The 20,530-nt window shown below is 71.0% G+C and carries 18 protein-coding genes; 6 read left to right on the top strand and 12 right to left on the bottom strand.

Annotation, left to right across the window (positions count from 1 at the left end; all coding sequences use genetic code 11):
• Nucleotides 1–27 precede the first annotated feature (27 nt).
• Genes ACIRJR_RS24060 through ACIRJR_RS24070 form a run of 3 tightly spaced genes read right to left on the bottom strand, consistent with a single transcriptional unit; the run spans nucleotide 28 to nucleotide 3,118 of the window.
• On the bottom strand, nucleotides 28–885 hold the full coding sequence (locus tag ACIRJR_RS24060) for a carbohydrate ABC transporter permease (protein WP_403784109.1): 858 nt from the start codon (nucleotides 883–885) through the stop codon (nucleotides 28–30).
• Entirely contained in the window at nucleotides 882–1,808 is a 927-nt protein-coding gene (locus tag ACIRJR_RS24065) for a carbohydrate ABC transporter permease (RefSeq protein ID WP_403784111.1), read from the bottom strand. The genes ACIRJR_RS24060 and ACIRJR_RS24065 overlap by 4 nt, the downstream gene beginning before the upstream one ends.
• On the bottom strand, nucleotides 1,805–3,118 hold the full coding sequence (locus tag ACIRJR_RS24070) for an ABC transporter substrate-binding protein (protein WP_403784113.1): 1,314 nt from the start codon (nucleotides 3,116–3,118) through the stop codon (nucleotides 1,805–1,807). The genes ACIRJR_RS24065 and ACIRJR_RS24070 overlap by 4 nt, the downstream gene beginning before the upstream one ends.
• Before the next feature lie 189 nt (nucleotides 3,119–3,307).
• Here ACIRJR_RS24070 and ACIRJR_RS24075 point away from each other — a divergent pair, with 189 nt between their 5' ends.
• Both ACIRJR_RS24075 and ACIRJR_RS24080 read left to right on the top strand, forming a co-directional pair.
• Nucleotides 3,308–5,353, top strand: coding sequence for a beta-galactosidase (locus tag ACIRJR_RS24075; protein ID WP_403784115.1), 2,046 nt, complete (start codon nucleotides 3,308–3,310; stop codon nucleotides 5,351–5,353).
• A gap of 43 nt (nucleotides 5,354–5,396) precedes the next feature.
• Nucleotides 5,397–6,956: an arabinogalactan endo-beta-1,4-galactanase gene (locus ACIRJR_RS24080; protein ID WP_403784117.1), complete on the top strand. Its 1,560-nt coding sequence runs from the start codon at nucleotides 5,397–5,399 to the stop codon at nucleotides 6,954–6,956.
• A 3-nt stretch (nucleotides 6,957–6,959) separates the two neighbouring features.
• Here the strand turns inward: ACIRJR_RS24080 and ACIRJR_RS24085 are convergent, their stop codons facing one another.
• Nucleotides 6,960–7,967 carry a VOC family protein gene (locus tag ACIRJR_RS24085; protein WP_403784119.1) on the bottom strand — a complete coding sequence of 336 codons (1,008 nt, stop codon included), beginning with the start codon at nucleotides 7,965–7,967 and terminating at the stop codon, nucleotides 6,960–6,962.
• Nucleotides 7,968–8,027: 60 nt separating this feature from the next.
• Nucleotides 8,028–8,591, bottom strand: a complete 564-nt coding sequence (locus tag ACIRJR_RS24090) for a TetR/AcrR family transcriptional regulator (protein WP_403784121.1) — start codon at nucleotides 8,589–8,591, stop codon at nucleotides 8,028–8,030.
• A gap of 73 nt (nucleotides 8,592–8,664) precedes the next feature.
• Here ACIRJR_RS24090 and ACIRJR_RS24095 point away from each other — a divergent pair, with 73 nt between their 5' ends.
• A complete protein-coding gene (locus ACIRJR_RS24095) occupies nucleotides 8,665–9,714 on the top strand; it encodes a zinc-binding dehydrogenase (protein WP_403784123.1) in 1,050 nt (349 codons plus the stop codon).
• A gap of 70 nt (nucleotides 9,715–9,784) precedes the next feature.
• On the opposite strand, the gene ACIRJR_RS24100 is transcribed toward ACIRJR_RS24095, so the two are convergent.
• The 6 genes from ACIRJR_RS24100 to ACIRJR_RS24125 form a co-directional block, all read right to left on the bottom strand.
• Nucleotides 9,785–10,483 carry a hypothetical protein gene (locus ACIRJR_RS24100; protein ID WP_403784125.1) on the bottom strand — a complete coding sequence of 233 codons (699 nt, stop codon included), beginning with the start codon at nucleotides 10,481–10,483 and terminating at the stop codon, nucleotides 9,785–9,787.
• Nucleotides 10,484–10,668: 185 nt separating this feature from the next.
• Nucleotides 10,669–11,562, bottom strand: a complete 894-nt coding sequence (thpD, locus tag ACIRJR_RS24105) for an ectoine hydroxylase (RefSeq protein WP_403784127.1) — start codon at nucleotides 11,560–11,562, stop codon at nucleotides 10,669–10,671.
• A gap of 4 nt (nucleotides 11,563–11,566) precedes the next feature.
• Nucleotides 11,567–11,965, bottom strand: coding sequence for an ectoine synthase (locus ACIRJR_RS24110; protein ID WP_073747901.1), 399 nt, complete (start codon nucleotides 11,963–11,965; stop codon nucleotides 11,567–11,569).
• A 62-nt stretch (nucleotides 11,966–12,027) separates the two neighbouring features.
• Nucleotides 12,028–13,290: a diaminobutyrate--2-oxoglutarate transaminase gene (gene ectB, locus ACIRJR_RS24115; protein WP_376370804.1), complete on the bottom strand. Its 1,263-nt coding sequence runs from the start codon at nucleotides 13,288–13,290 to the stop codon at nucleotides 12,028–12,030.
• Between the two features lie 99 nt (nucleotides 13,291–13,389).
• A complete protein-coding gene (ectA, locus tag ACIRJR_RS24120) occupies nucleotides 13,390–13,914 on the bottom strand; it encodes a diaminobutyrate acetyltransferase (protein WP_403784130.1) in 525 nt (174 codons plus the stop codon).
• 337 nt (nucleotides 13,915–14,251) lie between these two features.
• Complete coding sequence (locus tag ACIRJR_RS24125; protein WP_403784132.1) at nucleotides 14,252–15,358, bottom strand: pyridoxal-phosphate-dependent aminotransferase family protein; 1,107 nt, start codon at nucleotides 15,356–15,358, stop codon at nucleotides 14,252–14,254.
• Nucleotides 15,359–15,461: 103 nt separating this feature from the next.
• Here ACIRJR_RS24125 and ACIRJR_RS24130 point away from each other — a divergent pair, with 103 nt between their 5' ends.
• Both ACIRJR_RS24130 and ACIRJR_RS24135 read left to right on the top strand, forming a co-directional pair.
• Entirely contained in the window at nucleotides 15,462–16,562 is a 1,101-nt protein-coding gene (locus ACIRJR_RS24130; RefSeq protein ID WP_403784134.1) for an amidohydrolase family protein, read from the top strand.
• A 321-nt stretch (nucleotides 16,563–16,883) separates the two neighbouring features.
• On the top strand, nucleotides 16,884–17,999 hold the full coding sequence (locus ACIRJR_RS24135) for an SCO1860 family LAETG-anchored protein (protein ID WP_403784136.1): 1,116 nt from the start codon (nucleotides 16,884–16,886) through the stop codon (nucleotides 17,997–17,999).
• A 141-nt stretch (nucleotides 18,000–18,140) separates the two neighbouring features.
• Here ACIRJR_RS24135 and cobC read toward each other — a convergent pair whose 3' ends face one another.
• Nucleotides 18,141–19,652, bottom strand: a complete 1,512-nt coding sequence (cobC, locus tag ACIRJR_RS24140; RefSeq protein WP_403784138.1) for an Rv2231c family pyridoxal phosphate-dependent protein CobC — start codon at nucleotides 19,650–19,652, stop codon at nucleotides 18,141–18,143.
• Between the two features lie 155 nt (nucleotides 19,653–19,807).
• On the opposite strand from cobC, the gene ACIRJR_RS24145 reads away from it, so the two are divergent.
• Nucleotides 19,808–20,530 carry a ZIP family metal transporter gene (locus ACIRJR_RS24145; RefSeq protein ID WP_329227400.1) on the top strand — a complete coding sequence of 241 codons (723 nt, stop codon included), beginning with the start codon at nucleotides 19,808–19,810 and terminating at the stop codon, nucleotides 20,528–20,530.

Here is a 20,530-nt window from a genome sequence, read left to right on the forward strand (position 1 = left end):
ATGAAGAAGTGCCCTGTTGAGGAGCTGTCAGGACTTTACGGCGCCGGAGAGCAGGTCGAGGCTCCAGAACCGCTGGATCACCAGGAACAGGGCGATCAGCGGGATGATCGCCAGCAGCGCGCCGGTGATGACCAGCGTGTAGAGCGCCGGGGTGTTCGAGCCCTGCTGGAGCAGGGTGTAGAGCCCCAGGGTGACCGGGAACTTCTCGTCGTCGCCGAGCATGATGTAGGGCAGCAGGAAGTTGTTCCAGACCGCCACGAACTGGAACAGGAAGACCGTCACCAGTCCCGGCAGCATCATCGGCAGCGCGATGGTCCGGAAGATCCGCCACTCGCCGCCGCCGTCCATCCGCCCCGCCTCGATCACATCGGCGGGAACGGCGGCAGCCGCGTAGATCCTGGCCAGGTAGACGCCGTACGGGGAGAGGATCAGCGGCAGCAGTACCGAGAGGTAGGAGTCGGTCATGTCGACCTCGGCCAGCAGCAGGTACTGGGGTACGGCCAGGATCACCGGAGGCATCAGCACCCCCGCGAGCAGGATGTTGAAGACCGTCTCCCGGCCGCGGAAGCGGTACACGGCCAGGGCGTAGCCGGAGACCGCGGAGACCGCGGTCGACAGCAGGGCGCCCGCCCCCGCGTAGAAGGCCGAGTTGGCCATCCACCTCCAGTACACCCCGTCCCGGTACTCCGTGAGCTCGGCGACGTTGTCGGCGAATCCGGAGCCCGGCAGGAAGGTGAAGGTGGAGAAGAGCTCGCTGCCGGACTTCGTCGAGGCGACCAGGACCCAGGCGACGGGCAGCAGGCAGTACAGGGCGCCGAGCAGCAGCGCGGCGGCCGGGACGAGCGGGACGCGCCGGCGGCCGGTGGCGAGGGACCGGGTGCTCATCGGGAGTCTCCCTGCTTCGTACGGGAGTTGGCCGCCTTGAGGAAGCCGAAGGAAAGGAGGAGGGTGGCCAGGGCGATGATGACCGCCTGGGCGGCCGCCGCGTGGATGTCGTTGTTGACGAAGGCGTCCTGGTAGACCTTCATCAGCGGACTCCACGTGGTGGAGAGGGAGTTGGTCAGCGGCTTCAGGGTGGTGGGCTCGCTGAACACCTGGAGCGTCGCGATGATCGAGAAGAAGAAGGTCAGGATGAGTGACGGCGCCACCATCGGGATCTTGATCCGCAGGGCGATCTGGAACTGCGAGCAGCCGTCGAGCCGCGCGGCCTCGAAGATCTCGGCCGGGATGGCCCGCAGCGACGTGTAGATCACGATCATGTTGAAGCCCGTGCCGCCCCAGACCGCGATGTTCGCCAGCGAGAGGTACAGCGGCCCGCCGTCCAGCAGATCGGGCCTCGGCAGTCCCGTCGCGTCGAGCACGTACAGGAAGGGGCTGACGTCGGGCAGGTAGAGGAAGCCCCACATCAGTGCGGCGATGACGCCGGGGATCGCGTACGGCAGGAAGATCGCGAGCCGGGTGAAGCCGCGTACCCGCAGCCGCTCGGTGTCCAGGAGCAGGGCGAAGAGCAGGGCGAGTCCGAGCATCACCGGGACGACGATCGCGCCGTAGCCGAGGATGCGCAGCGCGCCGTGGAGAAGCTCCGAGTCGGAGAGCGCGTCGGTGTAGTTGGCCAGGCCGGCCCAGATCTCCTCCCGGGCGCCCTTGCCGAGCCCGAGCCCCTTGACCTCGGTCCGGCGGAAGCTCAGGTGGACGGCGTAGCCGATGGGCAGGGCGAAGAAGAGCAGGAACAGGACGGTGGCGGGGACCAGGAAGGCGTACGGGGCGCTCCTGACCCCGTACGCCTTCCCGCGGGGTGCGCGTGTCACTCGGAGACCCCGAAACCCTGCTTCTTCAGGTCCGCGACCGTGGCGTCCTGCATGGCTGTCAGCGCGGCGCCGAAGTCGGACCTGTTCTTGGCGGCGGCCGCGAAGTTGTCCTTGAAGGCGCTGTACGCGACGTTGACGTTCGGGCCCCAGGCGGCGGGTGCGGTGCCCTGGGCGATCTTCGCGGCCTCGGTGTAGAACTCGGGCTGGCCGGAGAAGTAGTCCGGGGCCTTCGCGAGCGCTCCACCGGTCTGGGCCGCGGTCGCGGCGGGGTAGATGCCGCTCTCCTTCACCAGCGCGGCCAGCGCCGCCGGGTCCGTGTTCAGCCACTTCGCGAAGGTGGCGGCCGCCTTCTTGTTCCTGGAGTCGTTGGTGACGGCCGTGGAGGAGCCGCCCCAGCTCCCGGTGACGTTCTCACCCGCGGTCCACTGCGGGAGCGGGGCCATCGCCCACTTCCCCTTGGTGTCGGGCGCGGCGGTGGTCAGGGTCCCGGGGGCCCAGACGGCGCTGACCCAGGCGACCTGCTTGCCGGTGTTGAGGGCCTTGTTCCAGGCGGGGGTGTACATCGGCTGGTTGTCGATGGCGCCCTCCTTCACCAGGCCGCCCCAGAAGTCCGCGACCTTCCGCGTGGCCGGGTCGTCTATCGCGACCTTCCACTTGTCGCCGCCGGTCGTCCACCACTGAGCGCCCGCCTGCTGGGCGAGGCCCGCGAAGAGGCCGGAGTCGTTGGAGGAGAAGGTGGTGAGGTCCTTGTCCGGCGCCTTCTTCTTCAGCGCACGGGCGGTCTCGGCGAACTCGTCCCAGGTGGTGGGCACCTTCAGGCCGTACTGCTCGAAGAGGTCCTGGCGGTAGTAGAACATCAGCGGGCCCGAGTCCTGCGGCAGGGCGTACAGGGCGTCCGAACCGAGCGTGGCCTGCTGCCAGATCCCTTCGGCGAAGTCGCCCTTCACGTCGCCCGCCTCCCCGGATATGTCGGCGAGGACGTCGTTGGAGACAAGGGTGGGGAGCGCCTGGTACTCGGCCTGGACCAGGTCGGGGGCCTTGTGGGCCTTCGCCGCCGTGATGATCTTGGTGACGAGGTCGTCGCCCGACGCCTGCTTCTTGACCGTGACGGTGATGCCGGCCTCCTTGCCCGGCCCCTTGTTCCAGATGTCCGCGACCTTGTCCAGGCCGGGTGCCCACGCCCAGTACGTGAGCGAGGCCGGTCCGGAGGCGGCCGGCTCGTCGCCGCCGTCGTCCGAGCCGCATCCCGAGAGCAGGGCGGTGGCGGCGAGAGCGGCGGCGGTGGTCACCGCGACGGTGCGGTATTTCATGGTTTCTCCCCTGACGAGACCGGCGAGCGCATCGGCGAGACGGCCGAACGAGGCGCTGTGAGCGTTCACAGTAGAGAAACGAAACCGACACTTGTCAATGGTTGTTGCTGTGCGGTTATGTTGGCCCTGCGCCGCCGAGAGTGTGTGTGCACGTTCCCAGAAGTTGTCCCAAAGAGCTAGGAGCTGTCCATGCCGCACTCAGAATCCGCCGCTTGTCCGGTGGGCCTGCACAAGCTGGCCTTCGGCGGCGACTACAACCCCGAGCAGTGGCCCGAAGAGGTCTGGCACGAGGACGTACGTCTGATGCGGGAAGCCGGTGTGACCATGGTCAGCGTCGGGATCTTCTCCTGGGCGCTGCTGGAACCCGAGCCGGGCACCTATGACTTCGGCTGGCTCGACCGCCTCCTGGACCTGCTGCACGTCAACGGCATCCGCGCGGACCTGGGCACCCCCACGGTCGCCCCGCCCGCCTGGTTCTACCGCGCCCACCCCGAGGCCCTGCCCGTCAGCCGGGACGGGGTTCGCTACGCCTTCGGATCACGCGGCGCCATCTGCCACAGCTCGGCCCCCTACCGTGCGGCGGCGGCGAACATCACCGAGCAGCTCGGCCGCCGGTACGCGAACCACCCCGCCCTCGCGATGTGGCACGTCCACAACGAGTACGGCGTCCCGGTCAGCGCCTGCTACTGCGACAACTGCGGCGCGCACTTCCGCCGCTGGCTCACCGCCCGGCACGGCTCGGCCGAAGCGGTCAACGAGGCCTGGGGCACCGCCTTCTGGGGCCAGCGCTACCGCGGCCTGGACGACATCGACCCGCCCCGCACCACCCCGACCGTCGGCAACCCCGCACAGCAGCTCGACTACGCCCGCTTCGCCGACGCCACCATGCGGGAGAACTTCACAGCCGAACGCGACATCCTGCACCGCCTCGCCCCCGGCGTCCCCGTCACCACCAACTTCATGACCGCCCTCAGCCAGTGCGAGTCCGTCGACTACTGGGCCTGGGGCCGCGAGGTCGACATCGTCACCAACGACCACTACCTGATCACCGACGGCCGCCGCACCCACGTCAACCTCGCCATGGCCGCCGACCTGACCCGTTCGGTCGCGGGAGGCGCGCCCTGGCTGCTGCTGGAGCACTCCACCAGCGGCGTCAACTGGCAGCCCCGCAACCCCGCCAAGCGCCCCGGGGAGATGGCCCGCAACAGCCTCGCCCACGTCGCCCGTGGCTCCGAGGGTGCGATGTTCTTCCAGTGGCGGCAGTCCCGGCGCGGCGCCGAGAAGTTCCACTCCGCGATGGTCCCGCACGCCGGTACCGACTCCAGGATCTGGCGCGAGGTGAGCGCGCTCGGCGCCGCGATCGGTCTGCTGGAGGAGATCCGCTCCACCCGGACCGTCGCCGACGTGGCCGTGGTCTGGGACTGGGAGTCCTGGTGGGCGCAGCGCCTGGAGTGGCGCCCGAGCGAGGAGCACGACGCCCGCGAGCGCGCCGACACCTTCTACGCCTCGCTCTACGACCGGCACCTCACCGTGGACTTCGCCCACCCGGACGCGGACCTCTCCGCCTATCCCCTGGTCGTGGTCCCCGCCCTCTACCTGGCCACCGAGGAGACCGGCCGCAATCTGCGCCGGTACGTCGAGAACGGCGGCACCCTGGTCGTCTCGTACTTCTCCGGCATCGTCGACGCCGACGACGCGGTGCACCCCGGGGCCTACCCCGGCGCGCTCCGGGACGTGCTCGGCCTGACGGTCGAGGAGTTCTCCCCGCTCGGCGAGGGCGGCACCGTCCGCCTGATCACCCCTGAGGGCGCCCCCGAGGGCCCCGAGCTGACCGGTGACCTCTGGTCGGACGTCGTGATCCCGCGCGGAGCCGAGACGCTCTGGTCGTACGCCGACGGCATCCCGGCCGGCCGGCCCGCCGTCACCCGGAACCGGCTCGGCGAGGGCACCGCCTGGTACGTCTCCACCCGGCTCTCGGGAGCCGACCTGGACACCGTCCTCGCCCGCGCCGCCGCCGACGCGGGCATCGCACCCCGCACGGACCTCCCGTACGACGTCGAGGTCGTACGCCGCACGGGCGAGAGCGGCACCTACCTCTTCGTCATCAACCACACCGACGCCGAGGCCCAGGTGGCGCTGGACGCCCCCGGCACCGAACTCCTCACCGGCGAGCCGGCCGTGGACAAGCTCGCCGTCCCGGCGGGCACGGTCCGTGTCGTACGGCTCGACGGCTGAGGCGCCCAGCCCACCCCGCACAACTGTCGAAGGGACATCGACGATGTACGGAACGACGCACACCCGCGCGAAGGCGGCCGGGGCGGTGGCCGCGCTCTCCGGCCTCGTGTTCGCCGCACTGCCCGCGCAGGCCGCCCACGCGGCCACCACCCCCGCCAACACCGGCTTCGAGTCCGGCGCGACCGGCTGGTCGACGTACTCGGCCGGCGGACAGGGGGCCGCCTCCTTCACCGAGGCGGGCGGACACGGCGGCAGCACCCGGCTCAGCCACTGGTCGGCCTCGGCGTACAAGGTCGAGACCTTCCAGTACCTGAGCGGCCTCACCGACGGCGCGTACACCCTCAGTGCCTGGGTCCGCTCCGGCGGCGGACAGAACTCCGCCTACATCGCCCTGCGCAACTGCGGCGCCGCCGAGCAGCGGACCGACCTGCCGCCCACCGCGGACGGCGCCTGGATCCGGCTCGTCACCTCCGTCAGGGTGACCGGCGGATCCTGCACCATCAGCCTCAACTCCGACGCCCACGCGGGGGAGTGGGCGAACTTCGACGACATCGCCTTCACCCCCGGGACCACCGGACTCGGCGTCAGGGGCGGCGACCTCTCCACCCTCCCGAAGAACGAGGCGCACGGCGCCACCTACCGCGACGCCGGCGGGGCGGCCGGGGACGCCATGAGCATCCTCAAGAGCTCCGGGATGAACTACGTACGCCTGAAGGTGTGGGTGAACCCGGCCGACGGCTACAACAGCAAGGCCCGCGTCCTCGCCATGGCCAAGCGCGCCAAGGCACTCGGCATGAAGACGATCATCGACTTCCACTACTCCGACGCCTGGGCCGACCCCGGCAAGCAGAACAAGCCCGCCGCCTGGGCCGGACACGGCTACAGCCGGCTGCGCACCGACGTCTACAACCACACCTACGACGTGCTGAACGCCCTCAAGGCCCAGGGCACCACGGCGGACATGGTGCAGATCGGCAACGAGATCAACGGCGGAATGCTCTGGCCGGAGGGCTCCACGGCCAACTGGTCCCAGCTGGCGGGCCTGATCACCTCCGGGGCGGACGCCGCCAAGGCGGTCTCCTCCGGCACGAAGGTGGTCCTGCACCTCGCCGAGGGCGGCGACAACGCGGGCACCCGCTGGTGGTTCGACAGCGCCGTGGCGCAGAAGGTGCCGTTCGACGTCATCGCCCTGTCGTACTACGGCTACTGGCACGGCTCCCTGTCCGAGCTCCAGACCAACCTCGACGACGCCGCCTCCCGCTACGGGAAGCCGGTGATGGTCGCCGAGACCGCCTACGCCCACACGCTCGCGGACGACGACGGCCTGGAGAACAACGTCGCCACCGCGAGCCAGCTGGTCCCCGGCTACCCGGCCACCCCGGCCGGCCAGGCGGCGAACCTCCGGGACGTCATGAACGTCGTCGAGGCCGTCCCGAACGGCCGGGGACTCGGCGCCGTCTACTGGGAGCCCGCCTGGACCGCCGCCACCGGCAGCGGCTGGGACCCGGCCGACCCCGCGTCGGGCAACGCCTGGGAGAACCAGGCGGTGTTCGACTACGACGGCAAGCTGCTTCCTGCGGCGGGGTGGTTCTCGCACCGGTAGCCGCTACAGCGGCGCGCCGTGCCACTTCCACGAGGTGACGCGGTCGCGGCCCGGCAGATCGGCGCGGCCGGTGGACCAGAGCAGGACGGTCCACCGGTCCTCGTCGTCCGGGGCGTCGGGGAAGAGCCTGGCCAGCACCCGGTCGCAGAGGTCCTGGGGAGGCGCCCAGGAGAGCGACAGCCCCGAGGCCACGTCGTAGGTGTGGACGAGGGTCTCCACGATGCCCATCGCGGCGAAGCCCTCGGGATCGGACAGCCCGAACACGTGGTGGGAGCGGACGTCCGAAGGGGTCGTCCGCACCATCGCCGTCAGGAGGGCGCCGCTCGACTCCAGCGTCTGGAGCAGCCCCGGGGTTCCCGCCTCGGGGTCCGCGAAGATCGAGTTCCAGGGGCCGCCCTCGCGGTCCGGCGCGTACCGGTAGGGCACCTCGCGGTTCTGCGGGGGCCTGCGGCCGCCCAGCTGGACCGCGTACGCGAAGAGGTCGTCGCTCAGGTGCTCCACCGTCTCCCAGCAGTCCCAGGTCAGCGACCCGGCCGGGACGTGCCAGTCGTCCGCCGGGGACGTCGCGAGGGTGTCGACCGCCAGCCGTACGGCCAGGGTGACGTCGTCGGCGGTGACGGGGAGCCGGGTACCGGTCAGCGCGGCGCGTTCCCGCGCACCGCACTCCACGCAGAACTCGTTGCCCTCGGGGTCGGCCAGCGTCGCCCAGCCACGGCCGTTCGGCTTGCGGTGGTCGGCGACCAGCGTGGCGCCCAGTGCCAGGAGACGCTCGACCTCCTCGTCGCGGGTGCGGCTCTCGGGCCGCAGGTCCAGGTGGATCCGGTTCTTGGCGCTCTTGGCTTCGGGCACCGTGACGAAGAGCAGGGCCCCGCGGGGTGATTCGACGAGCGCCTCGGGGTCACCGGGCGCGTCGTCGTCGGACACGGGGGAACCCAGGACCCCGGCCCAGAAGCAGGCCAGCTCGTATGCGTCGGCGCAGTCGATGGTGATGTGCTGTACGAACGAAGTCATGGGCGCCACTGTCGCCGCTGACAGAGGCCCGGGTCCAGCGAGTTGAACTGCCGTGGGGGCTCACACGGCGGCGCGCACCACAGCTCTTGCCAGGTCGGTGCTCGCGGAAAGGGTGTCCATCGGAAGCGGCTGCGTGGCGAGAGCGCCCTCGTGCAGTACGAGGAGCTGGGCGGCGAGGGCGGCGGGGCTCGGACAGCCCGCCGCCGTGGCGAGTTCCACGAACAGGTCCAGCAGCCAGCGCTTCTGGTCCGCGGCGACGCGGAACGCGGGATGCGAGGGGTCCGGGATCTCGGCCAGCGCGTTGATGAACGCGCATCCACGGGTGTTGGTCCCGCTCCAGGTCCGCAGCGCGTCGAAGGGCGCGGTGACCGCCTCGACGGGGCTCTCGCAGGCCTCGACGGCGCCGCGGACCAGTGACCGCCAGCGCTGGTCACGCTCCATGAGGTAGGCCGCCACGAGGCGGTCCTTGGAGCCGAACTGGTTGTACAGGGTCCGCTTGGTCACCCCTGAGCGCTCAGCGATCAGATCCACGCCGACCGCCGTGATGCCGCGGTCGTAGAACAGCTCTTCGGCAGTCGCGACGATGCGCCTACCGGCCGGCGTCATGGTCCGTGGTCCCTCCATGGGGCACCCCTTCACCGATCGGTGTACCGTGGAAGATGTTCACAGATCAGTATACCCAGGAGGAGGTCCAGCGATGGGAGCGACCGAGACCATGCGCGCGGTGCGGATCACCGGGCACGGCGGGCCGGAGGTCCTCGAACCGGCCCGGACGGCGGTGCCCGTCCCCCGGGCGGGAGAGGTGCTGGTCCGGGTCGGCGCGGTGGCGCTGAACAACACGGACCTGTGGACCCGGGAGGGCGCCTACGGTCGCCCGGGAGATCCGGAGGCCCTGTCGGGCTGGCGGGGCCCGCTCGACTTCCCGCGCATCCAGGGCGCCGACGTGGCCGGCCGGGTCGCGGCGGTCGGCGCGGACGTGGACGAGGGCCTCGTCGGCCGCCGGGTCGTCGTCGACCCGGCGGTCTACGACACGGAGGGCCCGGACGCGAACCCGGTGGGCCTGATGGGGAGCGAACGCGACGGCGGATACGCCGAGTACGTGACCGCGCCGGCCACGCAGGTGCACGACGTGACGGAATCCCCGCTCACCGACGACCAGCTGGCGACACTGCCGACCGCCTACGGCACGGCGCTGGGAATGATCGAGCGGGGCCGGCTGAAGGAGGGGGAGACCGTCCTGGTCTCGGGAGCCTCCGGCGGTGTCGGCGTCGCGCTGATCCAGATCGCCCGTGCGCGCGGCGCGAGGGTGATCGCCGTCAGCAGCGGGTCCAAGACCGGTGCGGTGCGCGAGGCGGGCGCCCACGAGGTCGTCGACCGCGGGCGGGACGTCGCCGGCCAGATCCGCGCCGCCGCACCCGAAGGCATCGACGTCGGCCTCGACGTCGTCGCCGGAGACCTGATGGGAGAGGGGCTGCCACTGCTGCGTGAGGGGGGCCGGTGGGTCGTCGCGGGCGCACTCGGGGGGTACGACGTCGCCTTCGACGTGCGCCGTCTCTACCTGCACAACGCGCAGGTGATCGGCTCCTCGATGCACACGCCCACGCACTTCGCCCTCCTCATGGACCTGGCCCGTCGCGCCGCGTTCCAGCCCGTGATCGCGGCGACGTTCCCGCTGGACCAGGCCGCTCGGGCGCAGGAGGAACTCGCCCGCAGGGGGCACGTGGGAAAGATCGTCATGCACCCCTGACGCGGGGGAGGGGCCCGTCGCCGGTCACCACGGGGAAGATCCACCGGCGGCGGCCGCAGCGGCACCGGGTCTACGAGCCGGCGGCGTCACTCATGTCCAGAACCTCCGCCGACGCCGGCGGCCGGATGTCCAGCGGCTCGTCGAATCCGCTGAAGGACGTGGTGGTGACCTGCTTGCCGCTCCTGTATTCGGCCCTCAGCAGATGCGGCTCGCCCTCGCCGGCGACATAGAAGGTGTACCTGCCCTCCTTGTCCGACGGATCCGTCACCTTCAACGCGAGCGCCTCACGGCCGTCGATACGGGTGGCTCCGCCCTTCGTCGCCTTGCCGAACGACTCGAACGGCCGCGTGCACCGGGACAGCCCGTCGCCCGGCTCCGACCGGGCGACGGGCACCTTCGCCCACTTGCCCGGACGGGCGGCACCGAGATCCTTGCCGCTCCAGGTCTCCAGGTACGCCTTGTCCGGACGGACGTAGTCCGTCTCGCCGATCCGGATCTGTTCCAGGGTGCCACTGCTGGAGAAGGTGTTCCTCACCTGGCACCGGCTCTTCAGGTCGGTGGTCATCCGCCATGTCACGTGGTCGTCGCCGACCGTGTTGGTGATCTTTATGGTGACGGAACTCAGCTTGCTCATCCTGGCGTTGGCCTCTTCGAGCAGGTCCGCCGCCGACTTCTGAGCGGAGCCGTCGTCACCGCCCCCGCACCCGACGAGACCGACCCCGGCCAGCAGGCACAGCGTCACCGCCGAAGCCCCGCGCGTCACTCGCATCAGGTTCCCCACCTCTCCACCGCGAACACGATCATGGCTGTGACCGGCAGTGGAGCTTACCAACGGCCCGTGGCGGCCCATCGCGCCGGACGCCCCTGCCCGACGCCCGTCAGGAGGAGGGCGAGGCGGACGCCGGAAGGGCGGGACGCGTGGAGCGTCCCGCCCTTCCGGACCGTCGTGCGTCCCTACTTCACGGGTGTGAAGTCGCGTGCCCCGATGAACTCGGGCCGGCGGATCGGAGCCGCGAAGGGCTCCTGCGCCAGGTTGTCCACGCTGTTGAACACGATGAAGACGTTGCTCCGGGCGTAGGGGGTGATGTTGTCCCCCGACCCGTGCATCGCGTTGCAGTCGAACCAGGTCGCCGAACCGGCCTTGCCCGTGAAGAGCTTGATGCCGTGCCGGTCGGCCAGCTTCGTCAGGACCTCGTCCGACGGGATGCCGGCGTCCTGCATCTGCAGGGACTTCTTGTAGTTGTCCTTCGGCGTCTCGCCCGCGCAGCCGACGAACGACTTGTGCGAGCCGGGCATGATCATCAGCCCGCCGTTGGTGTCGAAGTTCTCGGTCAGCGCGATCGAGACGGACACCGTCCGCATGTTGGGCAGGCCGTCCTCGGCGTGCCACGTCTCGAAGTCCGAGTGCCAGTAGAAGCCCGAGGCACCGAAGCCCGGCTTGACGTTGATCCTGGACTGATGGACGTACACGTCGGAGCCGAGGATCTGGCGGGCGCGGCCCACGACGCGCTCGTCGCTGACGAGCTTCGCGAAGACCTCGCTGAGCTTGTGGACCTCGAACACGGACCGCACGCTCTGCGACTTCGGCTCGATGATCGAGCGCTCGTCGGCGCGGACCAGCGGATCGTCGACGAGCCGGTCCAGCTCCGCCCGGTAGACGGAGACCTCGTCCGGGCCCACGAGCTGGTCGACGGCGAGGAAGCCGTTCTCCTCGAAGCTCTGCAGGTCCTTCGCGGTGATCGGCCCGGGCGCGCCCGGCGCGGACCAGATGACCGGGTCCTGGCGGGGAGTGGTCATCTCGGCGGCGCCGCGCGAGGGGTACAGATCGGCGCGTACATCGGTGGTCATGGGCTCAGCCCTCCTCTGTCAGCAGCGGGTATACACCGTTCTCGTCATGGTCCTCCCGTCCGGTGACGGGGGGATTGAAGACGCACACGCAGCGGAAGTCGGTCTTGGGCCGCAGCGTGTGGTGCTCGTGCCCGTTCAGCAGGTACATCGTCCCGGGGGAGATCCAGTGCTTCTCGCCGGTCTCGTCGTTGGTGAGCTCGGCCTCGCCCTCGGTGCACAGAACGGCTTCGATGTGGTTCGCGTACCACATCGACGTCTCCGTGCCCGCGTACAGCACGGTCTCGTGGAGCGAGAAGCCCACCTTCTCCTTGGCGAGCACGATGCGCTTGCTCTCCCAGGTACCTGAAGCGGACCTGATGTGCCGGTCGGTGTTCTCGATGTCGCTGAAAGATCGGACGATCACGGTGGGATGGTGCCTTTCTCTTCTGTCCTGCTCAGTTGTGCCTGCGCGGGGGAGCGCCCCGTTCAGGCGGTCTCGCGGACGGAACGGGCCAGTGTGCGCAGGCCCTCGTCCAGTTCTTCGGGGGTGACGGTCAGCGGCGGGAGCAGCTTCACGACCTCGGACTGCGGGCCGGAGGTCTCCAGCAGCAGGCCCAGCTCGAAGGCGCGCTTGCAGACGGCGGACGCGCGCTCCGGGTCGGTGAACTCCAGGCCCCAGACCAGGCCGCGGCCACGGAACTGCGCGGTGTCGTCCTCGCCGCAGATCGCCAGCAGCGTCTGCTCGACCTGCTCGCCGCGGGCCAGGGTCTGCTTCTCCATCTGGCCGTCCGCCCAGTAGGCGTCCAGGGTGGCCGCGGCGGTGACGAAGGCCGGGTTGTTGCCGCGGAAGGTGCCGTTGTGCTCGCCCGGCTCCCAGACGTCCAGCTCGCCCTTGAAGAGGCAGAGGGACATCGGCAGGCCGTAGCCGCTGATGGACTTGGACAGCGTCACGATGTCCGGGACGATGCCGGCCTCCTCGAAGGAGAAGAAGCCGCCGGTACGGCCGCAGCCCATCTGGATGTCGTCGACGATCAGGAGCATGTCCTGGCGGTGGCACAGGTCCTGGAGCGCGCGGAGCCACTCGGCGCGGGCGACGTTGATGCCGCCCTCGCCCTGCACCGTCTCCACGATCACGGCGGCGGGCTTGTTCAGCCCGGACCCCTGGTCCTCCAGGAGCCGCTCGAACCAGAGGAAGTCGGGGACCTGGCCGTCGAAGTAGTTGTCGAACGGCATCGGGGTGCCGTGCACCAGCGGGATGCCGGCGCCGGCGCGCTTGAAGGCGTTGCCGGTCACGGCGAGCGAGCCGAGCGACATGCCGTGGAAGGCGTTGGTGAACGAGACGACGGACTCGCGGCCCTTGACCTTGCGGGCGAGCTTCAGCGCCGACTCGACGGCGTTGGTGCCCGTCGGGCCGGGGAACATCACCTTGTAGGGCAGGTCGCGGGGGCGCAGGATCACGTTCTCGAAGGTCTCGAGGAACGCCCGTTTGGCCGTCGTGGCCATGTCCAGGCCGTGGGTGATGCCGTCGCGCTCGATGTAGTCGATCAGCGCGCGTTTCAGCACCGGGTTGTTGTGCCCGTAGTTGAGGGATCCGGCACCGGCGAAGAAGTCCAGGTACGAGTGGCCGTCCTCGTCCGTGAGCCGGGCACCCTGCGCGCGGTCGAACACCGCGGGCCAGCTACGGCAGTAGCTGCGCACTTCGGACTCAAGGCTCTCGAAGACACTCAGGGCGGGCGGGGTGATGGTCACAGCGAATCTCCTGCTCGAGGGGGGTGGTGTGACAGGCGGCGGGTCAGGCATGCCCCAGGGAGCCGCGCCCGGGCGGGGCGCGGTGGGGCGATGGAGGCCCTAGAACGGACCGATGCGGTACAGCACCTCCGGCAGGTGCGTTCCCTCGGGGAACAGCGACCCGTCGAAGAGCACCTCGCGCTCCAGGGGCGCGTCGTGCCGCTGGGCGAAGGAGGTGAACAGCCGGTCGGAGGCGGTGTTGTCCGGGGTGATGGTCGTCTCGACCGATGTCAGTCCCTGGTCGGAGGCGACCCGGGTGGCCAGCGCGTCCAGCAGCGTGGCCGCCAGTCCCTTGCCACGGTGGGCCTGGTCCACGGCCACCTGCCAGACGACGAGCGTCTCGGGGCGGTCGGGGCGGATGTACCCGGTCACGAAGGCGACCGGGTCGCCGTTCTCGTCGCGGGCGACCACGGAGGTCGCCGCGAAGTCACGGCACCACAGCAGGTAGCTGTACGAGGAGTTGAGGTCCAGGACCTCGGAGTCGCGGGCAATGCGCCAGATCGCAGCTCCGTCCTCCACTCGCGGGGCGTCGATCCTGATGAATTCGCTTCGGGCACGTGCAAAATCTGCTGGTGCGGCGGTCATGTGAATTGAATTTACCCAGTGAAAATCAAAATTGCATCGTCAGAAGGGGTTGGGTGAACGGGACCAATGTGCTATCACGCGGGCGCGGGCCACCCCAGACAGGGTGAAGTATTCAACCATTTTGTCCCGAATTAATCGCCCAAATGGGTGATGGTGTGGGGTCGGTCACAACGTTGTAACCGTCGCGACACGTGTTTGGATTGTGCGGAGCGGCCCGTTCGTAACTGCTGCGTTTAGGAAAGGGATGAGCGGGAAGAAGAATGCGGGGAGCTGCTCCCGGAAAAGCAGCTCCCCTTTCTTGTCCCCGGAAATGCCGTCCGGTCCGGCCGAAATTAATTCAGCTGCTGGGCCAGGTTTCCGCCACGGCCGCGCGGGCAGCATCCGGGTGGCTGTCCCGTCCCGCGTCCGCCAGTGCGGCCCCCAGGGCCGTCAGGGACGCCAGTACCGCGTCCCTGGTCGCGTCCGCGCCGTAGTGGTTGACCCGGACCATCTCCTTGGAGAGGGCCCCGCCGCCCGCGATCAGCGGCAGTGAGGGGTCGGCCGCCAGAGCCCGCTCGACCAGTGCCGCGGCGTCCACACCCGCAGGCGTGCGCAGGGTCGTGGCCACCGGGGCCGCGTCACGGGCGTCGTGGACGTAGGGCTCCAGCCCGCCGCCGAGCGCCGTGGCGCCCGACCGGGTCGCCGCCGCCGCCGACGCGTGCCGCGCCATGACGCTGTCCGGGCCGTCCGCCTCGATCCGCTCCAGGCACGCGTCGAGCGCCAGCATCTCCAGCTGGGCGGGCGCGTGCGGCAGGGCCCTGCGTCCCCCGTCGATCCAGCGGGCCTTCCAGTCGAGCAGTGAGAGGTACGACTGGCGCGGGGCCTTCGGGTTCGCCGCCATCCGCTCCCACGCCCGGTCGCTCACCGACACCGCGGACACCCCTGCCGGGCCGCCCATGGCCTTCTGTGCTCCGATGACGCACAGGTCCACGCCCCAGGCGTCCACCAGCAGCGGCTCCGCAGCCACGGACGCCACGGCGTCCACCATGAACAGTGCGCCGTGCGCCCGGACCACCTCGCCGATCTCGCCGACCGGATTGGTGTTGCCGGTCGCGGCCTCGGCGTGCACCAGTGACACGAAGTCGATCTCCGGGTGCTCCGCGAGGGCGCGCTCGACCTGCCCGGCGGTGACCGCGGAGTGGAAGGGGACCGTGAGGTCGACGACCTCGGCGCCGCAGTCGCGCAGCCAGTTCCCGAAGGTCTGGCCGTACGGGCCGGTGACGACGTTCAGCGCGGTCGAGCCGGGCCGGGCGCCGCCCCGGATACAGCCTTCGAGAGGCAGCAGCGCCTCGCCCTGCATGATGACGACGTCCTGCTCCGTGTGCAGGAGGGCGGCCACCCGCCGCTCGATCGCGGCGAAACGCGCGGCGGTGAGCGGGGCGAGGTCGAGGAACGGGTGTGTCACGGTGGTGCTCTCTTCGGGTCGGCCGGTGCGCGGTCAGCGCCTGCGTCGAGGGTACCGAGCACCCCCCGGACCCCCGGGCGGGCCGCCTCGTACAGTGCTGCCCATGAGCGATCACGAGGTGGCGCCGGTGCTGCGGATCAAGGGACGGGTGCTCGTCGGACCCGACGAGGTGGAGGACGGGCTCTGGGCCGTCGACGGGCGCGTCACCTATGAGAGGCCGCCGGGCGCGGACGCCGCCGTGACGCTCACCGGCTGGGTGCTGCCCGGCCTCGTCGACGCGCACTGCCACGTCGGCCTCGATCACCAGGGCCCCGTCGACGCGGCGACCAGCGAGAAGCAGGCGCTCACCGACCGTGAGGCGGGCACCCTGCTCATCCGGGACGCCGGATCGCCCTCCGACACCCGCTGGGTGGACGACCGTGAGGACCTGCCGAAGATCATCAGGGCGGGGCGGCACATCGCCAGGACCCGCCGCTACATCCGTGACTTCGCCCATGAGATCGAGCCCGGCGACCTCGTCGCGTACGTCGCACGGGAGGCGCGCCGCGGCGACGGCTGGGTGAAGCTCGTGGGTGACTGGATCGACCGGGACGCCGGCGATCTGACCGCCTGCTGGCCCCGCGGCGAGGTCGAGGCCGCGATCGCCGAGGCGCACCGGCTCGGTGCCCGGGTCACCGCACACTGCTTCGCCGAGGCAGCCCTGAGGGACCTGGTCGAGGCGGGGATCGACTGCGTCGAGCATGCGACGGGGCTGACGGAGGAGACCATTCCGCTCTTCGCGGAGCGCGGTGTGGCGATCGTCCCCACGCTCGTCAACATCGCCACCTTCCCCCGCCTCGCGGCGGGCGGCGAGGCCAAGTACCCCCGCTGGTCGGCCCACATGCGGCGGCTCCACGAACGCCGGTACGACACCGTGCGCGCGGCCTACGACGCCGGGATCCCGGTCTTCACCGGTACGGACGCGGGCGGATCGCTGGCCCACGGCCTGATCGCGGACGAGGTCGCCGAGCTGGTGAAGGCCGGCATCCCCGTCCTCGACGCGCTCTCCGCGACGGCCTGGGGCGCGCGCCGCTGGCTCGGCCGCCCCGTGCTCGAGGAAGGGGCCCCGGCGGACCTGGTGATCTACGACGAGGACCCCAGGGCGGACGTACGGGTGCTGTCGTCCCCGCGGAAGGTGGTGCTCAACGGGCGGGTGATGGGCTGATCGCCGGTTGACCCCGGAACAGGCGCCGTGTTGACCGGCGGTTACCACGGGCCTCGTCTCTCGTTGGAACACGGCACGCGCGGCCCGGAGCGCCCGGTACGTGCGTCCCGGGCGCGGTGAAACGGGTGATTTCGAGGAACTCCTGTGCCGGTGGATTCGAATGCGCACGCGGAAACCCCTCTTTGGAGTGAACTGGCTTTAGGTGTCTGCCAGTTCACTCTCTGTGCGTAAAGATTCACGGAGTCGAGGCCGCTGGTGCCCGCGATGTCCCCCATTGGACGGCGCCGGCGGCTCCATGTCTCTTGTGGGGGTTCCACCATCTTGAACAGCAACACCTTCCGTCTGGCCGCCCTGGCGATCGCCGCCGCACCCGTCGCCCTGCTCGTCGCCGTCCCCGCGCACGCAGCCACCGCGACGAGCCCGGCCACCCCGGGCGGCGGCCACGGAAAGGCGAGCGCGGTCGTCCTCCGCGCCGGGCTCGACGTCTCCCTCCTGAACAAGTCGGTCCAGGTGCCGCTCAAGGCCACGCTCAACGAGGTGCACGCGCCGGCGAGCGCGGAGAAGACCGCGCTCAGCGTGGAGCTCGACGGTGCCGAGAAGGGCCGTCCCGTCCACGTGCTGAAGGCCCATGTCGCCACGGCGAACGCCACCGTGGACGCGCGCAGGGCGCAGGGGTACACGAATCTCGTCGGCGCGCGGGTGCACGTCCCGGGGCTGCCGCTGCTCTCGCTGATCGAGGTCGAGGAGGTCACGTCCAAGGCGGTGTGCGAGGTGGGCCGCAAGCCGGTCGCTGAGTCGAACGTGCTGGGGCACGTGTCGGTGCTCGGCAAGCGGATCCGGCTCACGTCGGGCGGTACGACGAGGGTCGAGGTCCCGGGCGTCGGTGAGGTGACGCTCGACCTGTCGAAGACCGGGACGACCTCGCGGACGGCCGCGGCGACGGCTCTGCGACTGCGCGTCTCCGTGAACCCGCTGAAGCTGAACGTCGCCGAGGTGGAGGGTGAGGTCACGCTGGCCGAGGCCACGTGCGAGACGCCGCGGCGGGGCGGCGGTTCCGGGAACGGGGGCTCGGGCAACGGCGGTTCCGAGGACGGGGGCTCGGAGAACGGCGGCTCGGGCAACGGCGGTTCCGAGGACGGCGGCTCCTCCGGTGACGGCGGATCGACCGGCGGCGACAACGGTTCCGGTGACACGGGCGGCAGCGGTGACACGGGCGGCACCGGCGGCAGCGGTGACGCGGGTGACACCGGCGGCAAGGAGAAGCCGGTCGACGTGAAGCCGCAGACCGGTGCCGACCCGGTCCAGGCCGCCGGCACCGGCGACCTCGCCGAGACCGGAGCCGGCTCCTCGACGCCGTACATCGCGGGTGGCGCTGCCGTGCTCCTGGCGGCAGGCGCCGGCGCCACGGTCATCGCCCGCAGGCGTGCCCGGGGCTGATCACACCCGGGCCAGGGAGAGCGGTGCCCGCGCGGTGGGACACCGCTCTCCAGGTGAGCGGTGTCCGCGCCCTGGAGCACCGCTCACCGGTGAGCGGTGGATCCGTGTCCTGGAGCACCGCTCACCGAAGCCGGGGAGCCGTCAGTCGGCGGCTCTCCGGGGCAGTCCCTGCACGGCCAGGTCGAGCGCCTGGAGGAACCGGTTGGTCGTCACCCGGTCGCGTACGGCGATCCGTAGCCACTCGCTGCCCAGCCCGGGAAACGTGTCCCCGCGCCGCGCGGCGAAACCGCGCGAGCGCAGGAGGTGACGCACCTCGTCCGCCCGGTCCAGCCGCAGCAGCACGAACGGCCCGGCGGCCGGCTCCACCACCCGCACCTCGCTGAACTCCGCGAGCCCGGCCAGCAGATGCGCCCGGTCCACGGCGATCCGGTCCGCCGCGTCCGCCGCCTCGACCAGCGCGCGAGGCTCCATGCACGCCTCCGCGGCCGCCAGCGCGGGGGAGGAGACCGGCCACAGGGGCTGCGCCTCCTGCAGCAGCGCGACCGTCGCCGGATCGGCCAGCACATAGCCGATCCGCAGACCCGCGAGCCCCCAGGTCTTGGTCAGGCTCCGCAGGACGACGAGCCCGGGGACGTCCTGGCGGGCGCACAGAGCCTCCCGTTCGCCCGGCACGGCGTCCATGAACGCCTCGTCGACCACCAACGTCCGCCCGGGCCGCGCCAGTTGCTCCAGGGTGTCCGCGGGGTGGAGCACGGACGTCGGGTTGGTCGGGTTGCCGACCACCACCAGGTCCGCGTCCTCGGGCACCGCCGCCGGATCCAGCCGGAAGCCGTCCTCCGGGCGCAGCAGCACCCGCCCCACCTCGTGCCCCGCCGCGCGCAGGGCCGCCTCCGGCTCGGTGAACTGCGGGTGCACGACGACGGGCCGCCGGGCGGGCAGCGCCCGCGCGATCAGCACGAACGCCTCCGCCGCGCCCGCCGTGAGCAGGACCCGCTCGTCGGGCAGCCCGTGCCGTCCGGCGACCGCCGTCCGCGCCGACCGTCCGTCCGGATAGGCGGCCAGCGAACCCAGCGACGCGGCGATGCGCTGACGCAGCCAGTCCGGGGGCGTGCCGGTCCGTACGTTCACGGCGAGGTCGGTCAGGTCCAGGCCGCGTACTTCAGCGTCGCCGTGGTGCCGCAGGTCGGGCCCGGCGCTCTCGATGTGCTTCGTGGGGGGCAGCATGGCAGCCATGGTGGACGGCTCGGCGCCATTCGTCGATGCCCGGTTTCCGTCCGGTGGCGTCCGGCGGGCCACGGCACAGGTCGCCGAGGCCGACTTCCGCTTGGGAACCAGCAGTTCACCGGCCTCCACGAGCGCCGCGGCCTCCGCCACGGACCCGGTGGCCGCGGCCGCACGCGAAGCCTTCGAGGGATGCGGCACCGGGACCCGGTCGAGCACCGCGGCCGGGTACGACCACACGGGCACCCCCAGGCGCACGGCCGCGGCGGCGATCCCGGGCTCGTCCGCCCTGGAGTCGAGCGTGGCCAGCGCGACCACGTCGCCGGCCGCCGGACCGGCCTCCTCCAGTGCCCTGAGGACCAGCCCGAGCACCTCCTCGGCAGGGACGCCCCGACGGGCGCCGACACCGACGACGAGCGTGGCTCGGGTCATGGGAGGAGGTCCTTTCGGGGCACGGCCGGTGGGACGGGCAGCGGTACGGGCCGGGGACGCGGGCGGAGCCACGGGCGGCAGGGGGACACGGACGGGGGTACGGGTAAGGCGGCCCTGAGGTGCGGGGGACGGGGTGGATCCGCTAGCAAGGGCCCATGGCGGTATTCGTCGCGCTCGGCGCGTTCCTGATGACCCTGGCGGGCGGCTGGGTCGCGCAACGCGTCAGCGACCGCCGCCACCTCGTGCTCGGCTTCGCCGGCGGACTGATGCTGGGAGTCGTCGGCCTCGACCTGCTGCCCGAGGCGGTGGAGGCCGCGGGCGGAGTCGTCTTCGGTGTCCCCGCCGCCCTCCTGCTCTTCGTGGGCGGCTTCCTGACGGCCCATCTCGTCGAGCGCTCACTCGCCGTACGCCAGGCGGCACACGGGGCGGGCGAGGAGCGGGTGCCGCAGGTGGGGCTGACGGCGGCGGCCGCGATGGTGGGGCACAGCCTGATGGACGGCGTCGCGCTCGGCGCCGCGTTCCAGATCGGCGGCGGGATGGGAGCAGCCGTCGCGCTCGCCGTCATCACCCACGACTTCGCCGACGGATTCAACACGTACACGATCACCAGTCTCTACGGGAACGCCCGCCGCAAGGCGCTCCTGATGCTCTACGCGGACGCCCTCGCCCCGATCGTGGGCGCGGCGACCACCCTGCTGTTCACCCTTCCGGAGGAACTGCTCGGCTGCTATCTCGGCTTCTTCGGCGGAGCGCTCCTCTACCTCGCCGCCGCCGAGATCCTCCCCGAGGCGCACCACGACCACCCGGCCCGCTCCACACTGCTGTGCACCGTCGCGGGGGTGGGCTTCATCTGGCTGGTCGTCGGCATCGCGGAGTGA

The organism is Streptomyces sp. NPDC102402 (assembly GCF_044765765.1).
Classification (GTDB): Bacteria; Actinomycetota; Actinomycetes; order Streptomycetales; family Streptomycetaceae; genus Streptomyces.

Bases quoted from the DNA above. Each gene is read 5' to 3' on its own strand.
- ACIRJR_RS24090 (WP_403784121.1), bottom strand. From the start codon at position 8,591: ATGGAGGGACCACGGACCATGACGCCGGCCGGTAGGCGCATCGTCGCG.
- ACIRJR_RS24145 (WP_329227400.1), top strand. From the start codon at position 19,808: ATGGCGGTATTCGTCGCGCTCGGCGCGTTCCTGATGACCCTGGCGGGC.
- ACIRJR_RS24070 (WP_403784113.1), bottom strand. From the start codon at position 3,118: ATGAAATACCGCACCGTCGCGGTGACCACCGCCGCCGCTCTCGCCGCC.
- ACIRJR_RS24095 (WP_403784123.1), top strand. From the start codon at position 8,665: ATGGGAGCGACCGAGACCATGCGCGCGGTGCGGATCACCGGGCACGGC.
- ACIRJR_RS24060 (WP_403784109.1), bottom strand. From the start codon at position 885: ATGAGCACCCGGTCCCTCGCCACCGGCCGCCGGCGCGTCCCGCTCGTC.
- ACIRJR_RS24080 (WP_403784117.1), top strand. From the start codon at position 5,397: ATGTACGGAACGACGCACACCCGCGCGAAGGCGGCCGGGGCGGTGGCC.
- ectA (WP_403784130.1), bottom strand. From the start codon at position 13,914: ATGACCGCCGCACCAGCAGATTTTGCACGTGCCCGAAGCGAATTCATC.
- thpD (WP_403784127.1), bottom strand. From the start codon at position 11,562: ATGACCACCGATGTACGCGCCGATCTGTACCCCTCGCGCGGCGCCGCC.
- ACIRJR_RS24075 (WP_403784115.1), top strand. From the start codon at position 3,308: ATGCCGCACTCAGAATCCGCCGCTTGTCCGGTGGGCCTGCACAAGCTG.
- ACIRJR_RS24100 (WP_403784125.1), bottom strand. From the start codon at position 10,483: ATGCGAGTGACGCGCGGGGCTTCGGCGGTGACGCTGTGCCTGCTGGCC.
- ACIRJR_RS24085 (WP_403784119.1), bottom strand. From the start codon at position 7,967: ATGACTTCGTTCGTACAGCACATCACCATCGACTGCGCCGACGCATAC.
- cobC (WP_403784138.1), bottom strand. From the start codon at position 19,652: ATGACCCGAGCCACGCTCGTCGTCGGTGTCGGCGCCCGTCGGGGCGTC.
- ACIRJR_RS24130 (WP_403784134.1), top strand. From the start codon at position 15,462: ATGAGCGATCACGAGGTGGCGCCGGTGCTGCGGATCAAGGGACGGGTG.